Source organism: Achromobacter sp. 1012554356, assembly GCF_059760815.1.
Genome location: NZ_JCBANC010000029.1, coordinates 62220 through 76254, shown reverse-complemented (window position 1 = coordinate 76254; position 14035 = coordinate 62220). Strand labels below are relative to the sequence as shown.

The window sequence follows — 14035 nt, the reverse complement described above, 5'->3', positions numbered from 1 at the left end:
CCGCGGTCCAGGCCGCCCCCACCGCCCCGGCTTGCGAAGTCGACCGGCCCATCCGTTTCAGTGGCCTGAACTGGGAATCCAACCTGGTGCTTGCCGGCATCGAACGCTATGTGCTGGAACACGGCTACGGCTGCAAGACCTCCGTCGAAATCGGCGAAACCCTGCCCATGCTGGCCGCGCTGCAACGCGGCGACGTCGACGTCACGCCCGAGGTCTGGCCCGGCCAGATCGAAGGCGCCTGGAAGAAGGCGCTGGCCAGCGGCAAGGTGCTGGGCGTGGGCCACGTCTATGACGCGGGCGAAGGCTGGTATGTGCCCCGCTACACCGTCGAACGCCACCCGGAGCTCAAGTCCGCCGCCGACCTGGCCCGCTTCAAGGAAGTGTTTGCCGACCCCGAGGACCCGGGCCGCGGCCGCATCTACGGTTGCCCGGCCGGATGGGCCTGCGGCACGCTGAACGACAACCTGCTGCGCGCCCTGAAGCTGGACAAGGATTACTCCCTGTTCGCGCCCGGCTCCGGCGCCGCGCAAAAGGCGGCGATCGTGTCGGCCTACAAGCGCAAACGCGATATCGTCTTCTACTACTGGACGCCCACGTCGCTGGTCGGCGCGCTGGATCTGGTCAAGCTGGAGCTGCCCGCATTCGACCAGGCCGCCTACACGTGCATGACCGATCCCAAGTGCGCCAATCCCGTGGCCACGCAGTTCAAGCCCAACCCCGTGGTTACCGGCATGAACGCCGAATTCGCCAAACAGGCGCCGCGCATCACCGAGTTCCTGACCAAGCTGACGGTGCCGGACGACGCCATCGACGCCACGCTGGGCTGGCTGGAAAACGAAGGCAAGGAACCCGAGGACGCCGCGCGTTATTTCCTCAAGCAATACGCGCCCGTCTGGCGGCAATGGATGCCCGCGGTTGCCGCCGACCGCGTGCAGGCGGCGCTGGCCAAGGAATAACGCGCCAGGTCATGTATTCTGGCGGCTCGGCCAGCACAGGCCAACCCGATTCAAGCGAAGGAAGACAATCATGGATGCCTTGTTCTGGCACAACGGTCACTGGACCACCGAAAACCCCAAACTGCTCGGCCCGGCCGACCACGCCTTCTGGATGGCCAGCATGGTCTTCGACGGCGCGCGCGCCTTCCGCGGCCTGACGCCCGACCTGGACCTGCACTGCCAGCGTGTCGTGCGCTCGGCGGAAAAAATGCTGATGAAGCCGCAACTGGCCTGGGAAGAAATCCAGGACCTGTGCCTGCAGGCCGTGGCGCGCTTTCCGGAAGGGTCCGAGCTCTACATCAAGCCGATGTTCTTCTGCGCCGACGGCTTCCTGCTGCCCGACGCCGACAAGACCCAGTTCGTGCTGCATGTGTTCAAGGTGCCGATGCCGGGCGACCAGGGCTTCTCCGCCTGCTTCTCCAGCTTTGCGCGTTCGTGGCCCAACATGGCGCCCACCGACGCCAAGGCCTCGTGCCTGTACCCCAACGGCCAACGCGCCATCCGCGAAGCCGCCGAAAAGGGCTTTGACAACGCCATCATGCTGGACGGCGCGGGCAACCTGGCCGAGTTCGCCACCAGCAACCTGTGGTTGGCCAAGGACGGCGTCGTCTCCACGCCCGTCGACAACGGCACCTTCCTGAACGGCATCACGCGCCGCCGCGTGCTGGCGTTGCTGAAGGCCGACGGCATCGAGGTGCAGGAACGCAGCCTGACCCGCGCCGACGTCGAAGCGGCCGACGAAGTGTTTTCGTCGGGCAACTACGGCAAGGTGGTGCATGTAAACCGCGTCGAGGACCGCCCGCTGGAGTACGGTCCGATCGCGCGCCGTGCACATCAGCTGTACATGGAGTACGCGGAAAGCACGCGCCGCGGCTGATCGCCGCCGGCTCATTCCCCCTGCGGCGGCAGATGCAGCATCGCCACGTGGGGGGAATCCTGAAATAGCGGATAGCGCTGCAGCACCGCCGGATCGTGGCCCGGCACAACATGCTGGTCCGATTGCGCGGCCGCATGCAGTCTGGCGTAACCCGACAGCATCTGCGCGGTGTTGTAAACGATGGGAAACGGCCGACCCCGCGCCATGTTCTCGTAGTAGTGGCTGGCATCCGATGCCAGCACCACCCAGCCGCGCGCCGTGTGCACGCGCACCGATTGCAGGCCTTTGGTGTGGCCGCCGATCTTCAGCAGTTCGATGCCCGGCAGCAGCGCGTCGTCGCCGTCATGGAACACCACACGGTCTTCATACACGCGCCGGACCAGCGACACCACGTCCTCGACCGCGTACGCGTGACGCAGCGGTTCAAAGCACATGCAGCGGCCCGTGGCGTAGTCCATCTCGTCGTCCTGCACGTGGAAGATCGCCTCGGGCAGCAGGTCCAGGTTGCCGGCGTGGTCGTAGTGCAGGTGCGTCAGCACCACGTGCTGCACATCAGCGGGCTGCACGCCCAGCGCCGCCAGCGCGCCGATCGGGCAGTGGATGAGCTCGCGCTGGCGCCGGCGCGCCATGGCGGCATTGAAGCCCGTGTCGATCAGCACAACCCGGCCCGCACCGCGCACCAGCCACACGAAAAAATCCATCGGCATGTCGCCGTCGTGGGGATCGCCGCCCAGGAAATTGTCGCGGCGCTGGCGCGCCATGCTTGCGTAGCGGACGGCGTAGATCTCGTACTCGGGTAGCGCGCCGGGCGCCGCCACCGCGCTTGCCCCATTCATCGCCGCATTCATTTCAGACTCCCAGGTAGGCTTTCTGCACGAAGGGATCCGCCAGCAGATCGGCGCCTTTGCCGCTGCGCACCACCTCGCCATGCTCGAACGCATAGGCCTGGTGCGCCAGCCGCAGGGCCAGCCTTGCGTTCTGCTCCACCACCACAATGGCGATGCCGCTGTCGCGGTTGATGCGCTGGATAGCGCCCGCGATCTCGGCCACGATCTTGGGCGCGATGCCCAGCGACGGCTCGTCCAGCATCAGCAGCCGAGGCTGCGCCATCATCGCACGTCCGATGGCCACCATCTGCTGTTCGCCGCCGGACAACGAACCCGCGAGTTGCGCGCGCCGCTCCTGCACCCGCGGAAAAAGCGCGTAGATCTCGTCCAACCGCGCCCGCACGCCGGCGCGCGAACGCACCGCGTGGGCCCCGGCCAGCAGATTGTCCAGCACGGTCATCCGGCCAAACAGGCGGCGCCCTTCCGGCGACAGCGCCAGGCCCGCCGACACGCGCGCGGCCGACCCCAGCCGGGAAATGTCGCGCCCTTCGAATCGCACGCGGCCGCCTGCCACCGGCGCCAGGCCGATCAGCGCCTTGAGCGTGGAACTCTTGCCGGCGCCGTTCGAGCCGACCAGCGCCACGATCTCGCCCTGCTCGACGTTGAAGCTGACGCCGCGCACCGCCTCGAGTTGCCCGTACCGCACATTCAGATCCTGGACTTCAAGCATGGGCATAATCGGGCGCTCCCAGATACGCTTCGATCACGGCGGGGTTGTCGCCGATGGCCTGCGGCGTGCCCTCGGCGATCTTCTCGCCCTGGACCAGCACGACGATGCGATGGCACAGCTCCATGACCAGCGCCATGTGGTGTTCGACCAGCAGCATCGTCAGCCCCTCCTCGTCCCGCAGCCGCCGCAGCAGACGGCCAAGCTCGTTGCATTCTTCATGGTTCAGACCGGCGGCCGGCTCGTCCAGCAGCAGCATGCGCGGCCGGCAGGCCAGCGCAATGGCGATGCCCAGCTTCTTCTGCAGGCCGTAGGCCAGCGATCCGGCCGGTGCCTCGCGCCACGCCTGCAGATCCAGCAGCGTGAGCAGGCGATCGACCTCGCGGGCGACCTCATCGGCGGACAACAGGTGCTCGGTACGCCCCACCAGCCGCCGCAGCCACGAATGCCTGACCCGCGACAGCATGCCGCGATGGATGTTTCCGGCCACCGTCACGTCGGGATACGTCGACGTGGACTGGAACGTGCGGGCCAGGCCATGCACAACGACACGGCTGGGCGGCGCGCCCGAGATGTCCTGGCCGCCGAAATGCACCGATCCGGCGCTGGGCGGCATGGCCCCGCTGATGACGTTGAAGGCGGTGGTCTTGCCCGCGCCGTTCGGCCCGATCAGGCCCACGATCTCGCCGCTGGCGACGGAGAACGTCAGCCCGCGCAAGGCCGCCAGGCCCCCGAAGCTGCGAGACAGACCGTTCACCTGCAATAAAGGCTGGCTCATTGTGACTCCTTGCGGCGGCGCGCCTGCCAGGGCCCAGGCAGACCAGCCAGGCCCGCGGGCAGAAAGCGCAGGATCAGGATCAGCGCCGCACCGTAAAAGATGTGTTGCGTCTGGACCGCCCCCCGGAACAGTTCCGGCAGCGGCGTCAGCACCATCGCGCCGATCAGGCCGCCCCATACCGAGCGCCGGCCGCCGATGACCAGCATGATGATGAAGCCGATGGAGATGCTGGCGTTGAACGATTCCGGCGAGACGTAGCCCACATACCGCGCCTGCAAGGCGCCGCCGGCCGCCGCCAGCGCGCACCCGCCCACGAATGCGCATAGCTGGATGCGCTGCACGGACAGGCCCGTGGATTCTGCCAGCGCGGGGTTTTCGGCCACCGCGTCGATGGCATGGCCGAACGGGCGCCTGGCCACCGCGGCCAGCAGCGCCACGGACCCCAGCGCCACGGCGAGCGCCAGGCCGTAGAAACTGGCACGGCTGTCGAACACCCAGCCCGCCAGTTCGGCCGGCAGGATGCCCGCGATGCCGTTGGCGCCGCCCGACCAGGATGAGCCGTCCAACAGCGCCAGCCGCACCAGTTCGCCGAACGCGAACGTCACCAGCACGAAGTACACGCCCTTCAGACGCAGGATGATGGCGCCCAGCGCCAGCGCGACGACGGCGGTGATGGCTACGCCCGCCAGCATGGAAGGCAGAAAGCCCCAGCCCAGATGGCGCGCCGCCAGTACCGAGCCGTAGGCGCCCACCGCGACGAAGGCGGCATGACCCAGCGACAGCTGGCCGCAGCGCGCGATCAACGCCAGGCCGTTGACGATGAGCACGTTCAGGCAGGTCAGCACTGCCAGATGCTGCACGAATGGCCCGGCAAACCACGGCGTCACGGCAGCCGCCGCCAGGGCCAGCCACAACAGCCATTGCACGGGCGCGGGCCGCGCCATGCCGGCTTCAAGCGAAAGTACGGTCATGGCTTATGCCTCCCCCCGGCCCAGCAGCCCCTTGGGCCGCACGACCAGCATGACGATCACGATGGCGAAGATGAGCATGTCGGCGGTGCTGCTTTCGAACAGCAGGCTGCCGTAGCTTTCCGCCAGCCCCAGCGCCAGTCCGGCAACGGCGGCGCCCGGAATGCTGCCCAGTCCGCCCAGGATCACCACGATGAACGCCTTGAGCAGCGGCGTGGCCCCCACGAAGGGCGACACCGAAAACAGCGGCGCCATCAGTGCGCCTGCCACGGCCGCCAGCCCCACGCCCAGGCCGAAACCGAGCGGGTAGTAAATGCGCGAACGGATGCCCTGGATCGCGGCGATCTCGAAGTCCTCGACCACGGCGCGCAGCGCGCGCCCGGGCCGCGAGTGCTTCAGAAAGCCGTACAGCAGCGCCAGCGCCAGCAGCGCGAACAGCACCACGTATACGCGCGACAGCGGCACGACCAGCTTGCCCATGCGCGCCGTGCCCTGAGCGACGGCCGGCATGGACAGCGGATCCGGTCCGAAGGACATCAGCGCGAGGTTCTGCAGGATCATCGCCAGGCCAATGGTGGCGATCATGCCGTTCAACTCGTCGCGCCGGAACGGCTTGAGCACGCCCCATTCCAGCACCGCGCCCCCGGCGACCGCCAGCGCGAAAGTGAGCGCTACGGCGGGCAGAAAAGTCAGCCCCGCCTGAGTGGTCAGGTAGTACGCGCCGAACGCGCCCAGCATGTAGAACTCTCCGTGCGCGAAATTCACCATGCGCATCACGCCGAACACCAGCGTGAAGCCCACCGCCATCAGCAGGTACAGCAGTCCCACGATCAAGCCGTTGATCGTGGCCTGCGCCAGCAGAATGCTCCAATCCACGTCGTGTCCTCCGCCGCGCTAGCGGCAACTCTCGACCGTGCAGCGGGCGCGGATGACCTCGCGGCCGTCCTTGACCTCGGCCACGTAGAACGGCGCATTGAGCTGGTGATTGATGCCGTACATGGCCTGCCCGGTCCAGCTGAGCTTGCCCAGCGAGCCTTCAAAACCATCCAGCTTCTCCAGTTCGATGCGCACCCGTTCGGTGTCTTCGACGGTGCCCGCGCGGCGCATGGCCTCGAACAGCATGTTGGTGCCATCGTAGAAAGCCGGGCTGAAGCCATTCATCGCGTGCTTGTACTTGGCCGCATAGCGTTTGGCGTAGGCCTGCGTGGCGGGCAGGTCCGGATCGATCGGCGTGTGGACCAGCATGCCTTCGGTGGCCTGCTTGCCCGCCACGTTGACGATCTCCTGCGTGGCCGGCCCGCCCGTGCGCACGATCTTGCCCTCGAAGCCCAGTTCGCGCGCCTGCTTGACGATGAGGCCCGCCGTAGTGGGGGAGTTGCCGTCCAGCTCGATGGCGTCGATGCCGCGCGCCATCATGCGGGTCAGCAGGGGCACGAAGTCGACGCGGTCGCGTTCGAAGAATTCCTTGGTGGCCAGCGCCGCGCCCGCCTTCTTGTAGGCGGCCTCCAGGTCCAGCGCGATCTGCTGGCCGGTCTCGTCGTTAGGGAACAGCGCGCCGACCTTGCGCAGGCCTTGCGCCTTGACCAGCCAGTCGATCTGCGGCTGCGAGACTTCGGCGGTCGTGACGTTGGGGCGGAAGGTGTAGGGCTTGTCGGCGGCCAGCGCCTTGGAGGTGAAACCGAGCGTCAGCAGGATGACCTTGTTTTTCTCGGTCATCGGCTGGATCGCCAACACCGGCGCGGAGCCCACCGGGCCGATCACGTAGCGCACCTTGTCCTCGAACACCAGGCGGTTCGCCACCGTGACGGCCTCGTTCGCCTGGTACTTGTCGTCATAGGCCACCACCTGCACGCGGTACTTCTTGCCGCCCACTTCCAGGCCGCCCGCCTCGTTCACCTGATCGGCCGCGACCTCCGCGGCGTTCTTCATGCCCTGCCCCCAGGCAGCGCCCGCGCCGGACAGGGTGACCAGCGCGCCGAGCTTCAGCGTTTCCTGCGCGTGGGCCGGGATTGCGGCGGCCAGCGCGAAAGCGCCGGCCAGGATGATCGGATAACGCATGTCGTCTCCTGAGGATGCGGGCCACAGCGGCCCGTCGGTAATGCCTGCTCTATTGGCGGGCGATGGCGTCCAGCACCGGCAGCAGGTAGCCGCGGAACTGCTCGGGGTTTTCACTCATCGGGAAATGTCCCAATTCGCGCATGATGGTCACCTGCGCGCCAGGGATGCTGGCGGCAGTGCGCAGGGTGTCCTCTGGCGTGCAGGAAAAGTCGTACTCGCCTGTCAGCAGGTAGAGCGGACACAGATCGGTGCGGATGCCATCCAGGCGCCCGCGCAGGTCGCTGTCCACCCGGTAGAAGTGCAGGTCGCCGCGAAACACGCCGGGACCTCCCTGCATGTATTGCCACAAGGTTTCGTGGCGATGCACGGCGGGCGACTGCGGCGCGACCAGCCCGGACACCAGCGCCGCGCAGACCTCGCCGCCGTGCACGTCGCCGCGATGCAGCCATGACGTGTCGTACCAGGGGGCCTGGTGGTCCGCCGCTTCAACGCCGATCAGCGCGCGGAAATTGCGGGAATGCAGGTGCGCGAGCTGCAGCACAATGCGCCCGCCGATGGAGCAGCCGATGAGCGCCGGCCGGTCCAGCGCCAGCGCGTGGCAGAAGGCCATCACGGTCTCGACGTACAGGTCGGTGGAAAGCCGGTACTCCTCGTCCTGCCAGCCTTCGGGCGGATACGACTTGCCGTGCCACGGCAGGTCGAGCGCGATGACGCGATAGCGCGAGGTGATCTCCGGGTCGCACATCATGTGCCGGTATTGACGGCCGTCGGCGCCGGCGGTGTGCAGGCACACCAGCGGAATGCCCTCGCCCGCCTCCTCGAAATAGACGCGGCAGCGCCGGCCGGCGATGTCGAACGACACGTAGCGGCCGACGATGGGTTCCAGTGCCGCTTTCATGCCTGCACCTCCCGCGGCGAGGCCACCAGGTCCTTGACGAACTGCAGGTGCGCCATCAGGGGCTGGAGATTGCCCTCGATACGCAATTCGCCACGCTTGGCGAGCGCAAAGATGTCGTGCCAGCCGGCGTCCGGCACGGCCTGCCAGAAGCGCGACCAGGCGGCTTCCGAGGCCTGCATTGCCACGTCGCAAGAAGGCAACGGGGCCGCGGGGCGCTCGGCGGCCGTGACGCGCCCGTCGCGGATGCGCACGAGGACCGGATGGACGCCGAACCGGACCAGCAGATCCATGTCGACCTGGCGTGGCCGCGAAAACGACAGCGCGCTGTCACGAAAACGCTGCGCGAGCTGCGCGCCGCCCGCGTCGCGCGCGGGCATGGCTTGGGTGTGCATTGTCTCTTCCCTATCTGACGCGTTCTTATATGCAGAACGCTTATTCTTTCTGTTAGAACATTCTAAGGATCGGAAACTGGCCGTGTCAACACGGGGAAATCACGGGAATCGCTGTCTTGCCGGGCGCTGCGGGAAGCCGGCGCTGCCGCTGCGCGCAGCGCTCCGCTAATGCACCGAAAGCGTCCGCCAGCCGGGATCCAATGCGAGCGGGCACCCGGTAAGCGCCTGCAGTTCGCCGAACGCCAGCCCAGCCACCATCGCCCTGACCTGCATGCCTGCCGGCGTCACGTCCAGGATGGCCAGGTCGGTATAGATGCGGTCCACGACCCTGGCGCCGGTCAGCGGGTAGGTGCATTCGCGCACGATCTTGGGCTGTCCGTCCTTGGTGACGTGCTCCATCGTGACGAAGACCTGGCGCGCGCCGGCCACGAGATCCATGGCCCCGCCAACCGCCGGTATGGTATCGGCCGCGCCCGTGTCCCAGTTGGCAAGGTCGCCCTTTTCGGACACCTGGAACGCGCCCAGCACCGTCAGGTCCAGATGGCCGCCGCGCATCATGGCGAACGACACCACGTGGTCCGTGATGGACGCGCCCGGCAGCAGGGTCACCGCCTCCTTGCTGGCGTTGATGAGGTCCAGGTCCAGCGGCGCGCCGGGATCGCCCGGCCCCATTCCGACAATTCCGTTTTCCGTGTGCAGGATCACATCCCGTCCCGGCGGCAGAAAGGCCGAAACCTGCGTCGGAATGCCGATACCCAGATTCACATAGGCGCCGTCCTCGATGTCCGCCGCCACCAGGCGCGCGATGTCGCGCCGGCTGAGTTTTTCATAGCCCATGACCCGCTCCCACTTGCACCACCCGTTTGACGAAGATGCCCGGCGTCATCACGTGTTCGGGCGGGATGCCGCCCAGGTCCACGATCTCGTCCACCTGCGCCACCGTCGTGGCGGCGGCCATGCACATCACCGGCGCGAAATTGCGGCCCGCGTAGCGGTACACCAGATTGCCCCAGCGATCCGCCGTTCGCGCCTTGACGAACGCATAGTCGCCCTTGAGCGGAGACTCCAGCACATAGCCCACGCCGTCGATGACGCGGGTTTCCTTGCCCCGCGCGAGCGGCGTACCGAAGGCCGTGGGCGTGAAGAATGGCCCCAGGCCAGCACCCGCCGCGCGCATGCGTTCGGCCATCGTGCCCTGCGGCACGCATTCGAGCTCGACCTTGCCGGCCCGGTACGCGTCCGCGAAGGCTGCGGCGTTCGGGTTCTTGCGGTCGGATGAGCGCGCGAACGAGCAGATCATCTTGCGCACCCGGCCCGCCTGCACCAGCTCGCTCAGCCCCCGCTTGCCGTTGCCGGCGTTGTTGTTGACGATGGTCAGCTCGCGCGCGCCCTGGTCCAGCAACGCGCAGACCAGCTCGGTCGGCACACCCGAGGCGCCGAAGCCGCCGATCAGGATCACCGCCCCGTCCTGCACGCCCGCCACCGCGGCCGCCAGGGAATCGACTGTCTTGTCCAGCATGGATCTTTCTCCTGGGAACTCAGTGCGTGGCCGGGCCGCCGAGAATGGCGGTGGACTGGCTGGACAGCGTGCCGCCGTTGCCGTGGACCAGCGCGATGTCGGCGCCTTGCACCTGCCGCTCGCCCGCCTGTGCCCGGAGCTGGCGCACGGCCTCGATCACCAGGAAGATGCCGTACATGCCGGGATGCACGCAGGACAGCCCGCCGCCATTGGTGTTGACTGGCAAGCGGCCGCCGGGCGCGATCGCCCCGCCCTGCACGAAGGCCCCGCCCTCGCCCTTCTTGCAGAAGCCAAGGTCTTCCAGGAACAGCAGCGTGTTGATCGTGAAGGCGTCGTACAGCTCGGCCACGTCGACGTCGGCCACCGTCAGGCCCGCCATCGCCAGCGCGCGCTTGCCGGACTCCGCGGCCGCTGTGACGGTCAGATCCTCCATGGACGAGATCTGCCGGTTCCACACTGCAGTCGCGCTGCCCAGCACATAGACGGGGGGCTGCTTCAACTGACGCGCGCGGTCCGCGCGGACCATCACGTAGGCGCCGCCGCCGTCGCTGACCAGGCAGCAGTCGCGCACGGTCAGGGGATCGGACACCGGACGCGAAGCCAGCACGTCCGCGATCGACAGGGGGTCGCGCATTGCCGCCTCCGGATTGAGACGCGCCCAGGCTCGTGCCGCCACCGCCACTTCGGCAAGCTGCTCACGCGTCGTGCCGTACTGGTGCATGTGCCGGGCGGCCGCCAGCGCGTAGGACGTCACGGGCGACAACGGCGAGTACGGATACTCGAACGGCTGCGGGTCCAGCAGCGTGCGCGCCTTGACGCCCTCCTTGCGGCCGAACACCGCGGTCTTCTGCGTACTGCCGTAGCAGACCAGGACCGCGTTGCATTGCCCGGACACCAGCGCCATCACCGACGGCAGCAGGTGCGAGACGAAGCTGGATCCGCCCAGCATCGTGGCCTCGATGTAGCGCGGCTTGAGGCCCAGATACTCGGCAACCGGCATGCTCCACATCGTGGCCGACGAACTGCATGTCGCCAGGCCGTCGATGTCGCGCATGTTCAGGCCCGCGTCCGCGACCGCGCGCGCGGCGGCCTGCGCCAGCACTTCCATTTCGGTATGCCCTTGGGCCTCGCCCAGCCCCGCGTGTCCCACCCCCGCAATGGCGACCTGACCGCGCAGCGATTCCAGCGACATCATGCGACCTCCGCCGGAACGAACACCACCAGCGGCTGCCCCTCGCCGCGCAGCACGTGCGCCCGCACCGGCATGCCGATGCGCAGACCGCCGGGCGCGACGCCGTCAATGCGGCTCATCATGCGCACGCCCTCCTGCAGATCGACCAACGCCACGTTGTAGTCGCCGCCCGCATCGGGCTTGCGCCGGACGATGCTGAACGAATAGACCGTGCCCGCGCCCGAAGGCTCGGTCCACGCCAGATCCTGCGCGCCGCAATGCATGCACAGCACGCGCGGAAAAAACTGATGCGCGCGGCATGCCGCGCAGCGCTGGATCCGGAAGCGGCCCTCGGCGAGATTCGAAAAATACTGCTCCTGCGGCCCGCTTGGCGCGGCGCCCTCCATTTCCCTCTGCATTGCCCTGTCTCCTGATTCTTCTGCGGGGCGCATCCACGGCGCCCCTGTTCATCACAAGTCCGCGAAGGTCCGACCCTGCGCGACCAGCCTTTCCAGCAAAGGCGCGGGACGCCAGAGTTCGCCGTGCGCCGCGTGAAATTGCCGGATCGTCGCCAGTACCTGCGCCAGCCCCTGCTGCTCTGCGTAGAACAAGGGGCCGCCTCGGTGCACCGGAAATCCGTAGCCGTTCACGTAGATAACGTCGATGTCCGATGCGCGGCGCGCAATGCCTTCTTCCAGGATGCGCGCCCCTTCGTTGACCAGCGCATACATCGTGCGCTGCACGATCTCCTCGTCCGAGACCACGCGGCGCGCCACGCCGTCTTCACGCGCGCAGGTGTCGATCAGCGCCAGCACATCCGGGTCTTCCACCGGCGTGCGGCTGCCGGCCTCGTAGCGGTAAAAGCCGCTGCCCGTCTTCTGTCCGAAACGTCCCTGCTCGCACAGGCGGTCTGCCACGCGTGAGTAGCGCAGGTGCGCCGGCCGCGTGGGGGCCATGCGCTTGCGGAACGCCCAACTGATGTCCAGCCCCGCCATGTCGGCCATGCGCAGCGGGCCCATCGCCAGCCCGAAACGCTGCAGCGCGCCGTCCACTTGCGCCGGCGTCGCGCCTTCTTCGAGCAGGAAGTGCGCCTCGCGCGTGTACGGGCTGACCATGCGATTGCCGACGAACCCGTCGCACACGCCGACCAGCACCGGCAGCTTGCCCATCTTGCGCGCCAGCCGGAACACGGCCGCGACGACGTTGCCATCGGTCTTGCCGCCCTTCACCACCTCCAGCAGCCGCATGACGTTCGCGGGACTGAAGAAATGCATGCCCAGCACCTGCGCGGGACGTTCCGTGAAACCGGCGATCTCGTCGATATCCAACCGCGACGTGTTCGACGCGAGGATCGCCGAGCATTTGCAGACGCGGTCCAGCGCCTGGAAGATCTCGCGCTTGACAGCCATGTCTTCGAAGGCAGCCTCGATGACCAGATCCGCGTCGCGCAGATCGTCCAGCTGCAGGCTGGTGCGGATGCGTGCCTGGCGTTCCTCGACCTGCGCGGCGCTCAGCTTGCCCTTGGCGGCGGTTGCGGCGTAGTTCTTCGTGATCACGTCCCACCCGCGCGCCAGCGCCTGCGCGTCGCGTTCGACCAGCATCACGTTCAGGCCCGCGTTGGCAAGACTCATTGCGATGCCGCCGCCCATCGTGCCCGCGCCCACCACGCCCACCGTGAAGATCTGCGCCTGCGTGCGCCATTCGGGCGGCAACTTCACCGCGGCGCGCTCGGCAAAGAACAGATGCCGCTGCGCCTTGGACTGCAGTCCGTTCACCAGTTCCAGGAAGCGTTCGCGCTCGTACGCCAGCCCGTCATCCAGTGTTGAACGCGCGGCGTATTCCACGCAGTCCACGCAGGCGAGCGGCGCCACGCAGCCGCGATAGCGCCGCGATGCTTCCTGGCGCGCGCGTTCGTAGACGCCGGAATCGGCGAGCGCTGCCACCGGCCGTGCGCCCACGATGCGCCCGGCCAACGGGGCGTCCGCGACGGCCAACGCGTAGGCAGACGCCCGATCGATCAGGTCCTTCGCGCAGACCTCGTCGACCAGCCCCCACTCCGCCGCCAGTTGGGCGTCGACGGGATCCCCACCGCCGATCATGGAGAGCGCCCGATCAACGCCCACGAGGCGCGGCAGGCGCTGCGTGCCGCCCCCGCCCGGCAGGATGCCCAGCTTCACTTCGGGCAGCCCCAACGACGCGCCGGCCTGTGCCACGCGATAGTGGCAGCCCAGCGCCAGCTCCAGGCCGCCACCGAGCGCCGCGCCGTGAATCGCCGCCACGACGGGTTTGGCCGCGCCCTCGATCTGCGCGATCAGCGACCGCAGCGTTGGTTCGCGCGCTTGCAAGGACGTGTTGAATTCGCGGATCTCCGCGCCGCAGCAGAAGTAGTCGCCGTCGCCCGCCAACACCAGCGCACGCACCGTGCCGTCCGCCAGCGCGGCCTCGATGGCCGCGTGCAACTCGGTACGCAGCGCCGCGCTCAGGCTGTTGACCGGCGGATTGCGCAATGTCAGCAACGCGACGCGCCCCGCTTCCCTGCGTTCCGTATGGATCAGCATGGCCGCATCACTCCAGTTCGACCACGGCCTGGCCTTCATCCACCTCGTCGCCCTCGCCGACGAGCACGCGCGCCACCACGCCCGCGCGCTCCGCTTCCACGGGGATCTCCATCTTCATCGATTCGACCTTGGCGACACTGTCGCCCGCCTCGACGCGCTGGCCGGGGCTGACGGTGACGGCGACCACACGGCCCACCACGGGGGTTTCCACTTTGAACATTGCCTGCTCCTGATAGTTATCGGTATGGATGTTTCGGTACGACCCTT

16 protein-coding genes are annotated in these 14035 nt (G+C 67.8%); 2 read left to right on the top strand and 14 right to left on the bottom strand.

Translation table 11 applies throughout. The features are described 5' to 3' along the window. Together AC6LJW_RS16555 and AC6LJW_RS16550 are read left to right on the top strand one after the other, a co-directional pair. On the top strand, window positions 1-956 hold a 956-nt coding region (locus AC6LJW_RS16555; protein WP_498087779.1), incomplete at its 5' end, for an ABC transporter substrate-binding protein. 70 nt (window positions 957-1026) lie between these two features. Beyond that, window positions 1027-1872, top strand: a complete 846-nt coding sequence (locus AC6LJW_RS16550) for a branched-chain amino acid aminotransferase (RefSeq protein WP_056568147.1) — start codon at window positions 1027-1029, stop codon at window positions 1870-1872. Between the two features lie 11 nt (window positions 1873-1883). On the opposite strand, the gene AC6LJW_RS16545 is transcribed toward AC6LJW_RS16550, so the two are convergent. From AC6LJW_RS16545 to AC6LJW_RS16480, 14 genes are all read right to left on the bottom strand, one after another. After that, window positions 1884-2720, bottom strand: coding sequence for an N-acyl homoserine lactonase family protein (locus tag AC6LJW_RS16545; RefSeq protein WP_498087778.1), 837 nt, complete (start codon window positions 2718-2720; stop codon window positions 1884-1886). Between the two features lies 1 nt (window position 2721). After that, window positions 2722-3435: an ABC transporter ATP-binding protein gene (locus AC6LJW_RS16540; protein WP_056568149.1), complete on the bottom strand. Its 714-nt coding sequence runs from the start codon at window positions 3433-3435 to the stop codon at window positions 2722-2724. Then, complete coding sequence (locus AC6LJW_RS16535; RefSeq protein WP_056568152.1) at window positions 3422-4204, bottom strand: ABC transporter ATP-binding protein; 783 nt, start codon at window positions 4202-4204, stop codon at window positions 3422-3424. Before AC6LJW_RS16535 ends, AC6LJW_RS16540 begins: the two co-directional genes overlap by 14 nt. Continuing rightward, window positions 4201-5175, bottom strand: a complete 975-nt coding sequence (locus AC6LJW_RS16530) for a branched-chain amino acid ABC transporter permease (RefSeq protein WP_056568153.1) — start codon at window positions 5173-5175, stop codon at window positions 4201-4203. The genes AC6LJW_RS16535 and AC6LJW_RS16530 overlap by 4 nt, the downstream gene beginning before the upstream one ends. 3 nt (window positions 5176-5178) lie before the next feature. After that, window positions 5179-6048 carry a branched-chain amino acid ABC transporter permease gene (locus AC6LJW_RS16525; protein WP_056568158.1) on the bottom strand — a complete coding sequence of 290 codons (870 nt, stop codon included), beginning with the start codon at window positions 6046-6048 and terminating at the stop codon, window positions 5179-5181. An 18-nt stretch (window positions 6049-6066) separates the two neighbouring features. Then, complete coding sequence (locus AC6LJW_RS16520) at window positions 6067-7230, bottom strand: ABC transporter substrate-binding protein (RefSeq protein ID WP_056568161.1); 1164 nt, start codon at window positions 7228-7230, stop codon at window positions 6067-6069. Window positions 7231-7279: 49 nt separating this feature from the next. After that, entirely contained in the window at window positions 7280-8128 is an 849-nt protein-coding gene (locus AC6LJW_RS16515; RefSeq protein ID WP_427985736.1) for an alpha/beta fold hydrolase, read from the bottom strand. Continuing rightward, the gene (locus tag AC6LJW_RS16510; RefSeq protein WP_498087777.1) at window positions 8125-8520 is read right to left on the bottom strand and encodes a hypothetical protein; all 396 of its coding nucleotides are present in this window, start codon (window positions 8518-8520) and stop codon (window positions 8125-8127) included. The genes AC6LJW_RS16515 and AC6LJW_RS16510 overlap by 4 nt, the downstream gene beginning before the upstream one ends. Window positions 8521-8685: 165 nt before the next feature. Next, window positions 8686-9357, bottom strand: a complete 672-nt coding sequence (locus tag AC6LJW_RS16505) for a 3-oxoacid CoA-transferase subunit B (protein ID WP_498087776.1) — start codon at window positions 9355-9357, stop codon at window positions 8686-8688. After that, window positions 9347-10039 (bottom strand): 3-oxoacid CoA-transferase subunit A, encoded by a 693-nt coding sequence (locus AC6LJW_RS16500; protein ID WP_056568172.1) that lies wholly within the window; start codon window positions 10037-10039, stop codon window positions 9347-9349. The genes AC6LJW_RS16505 and AC6LJW_RS16500 overlap by 11 nt, the downstream gene beginning before the upstream one ends. Before the next feature lie 19 nt (window positions 10040-10058). Further along, window positions 10059-11231 carry a thiolase family protein gene (locus tag AC6LJW_RS16495; RefSeq protein ID WP_056569463.1) on the bottom strand — a complete coding sequence of 391 codons (1173 nt, stop codon included), beginning with the start codon at window positions 11229-11231 and terminating at the stop codon, window positions 10059-10061. Then, entirely contained in the window at window positions 11231-11629 is a 399-nt protein-coding gene (locus AC6LJW_RS16490) for a Zn-ribbon domain-containing OB-fold protein (protein WP_498087775.1), read from the bottom strand. Before AC6LJW_RS16490 ends, AC6LJW_RS16495 begins: the two co-directional genes overlap by 1 nt. Window positions 11630-11680: 51 nt before the next feature. Further along, window positions 11681-13768 (bottom strand): 3-hydroxyacyl-CoA dehydrogenase NAD-binding domain-containing protein, encoded by a 2088-nt coding sequence (locus AC6LJW_RS16485; protein ID WP_498087774.1) that lies wholly within the window; start codon window positions 13766-13768, stop codon window positions 11681-11683. A 7-nt stretch (window positions 13769-13775) separates the two neighbouring features. Then, window positions 13776-13988 carry a biotin/lipoyl-containing protein gene (locus tag AC6LJW_RS16480; protein WP_056568182.1) on the bottom strand — a complete coding sequence of 71 codons (213 nt, stop codon included), beginning with the start codon at window positions 13986-13988 and terminating at the stop codon, window positions 13776-13778. Window positions 13989-14035 lie beyond the last annotated feature (47 nt).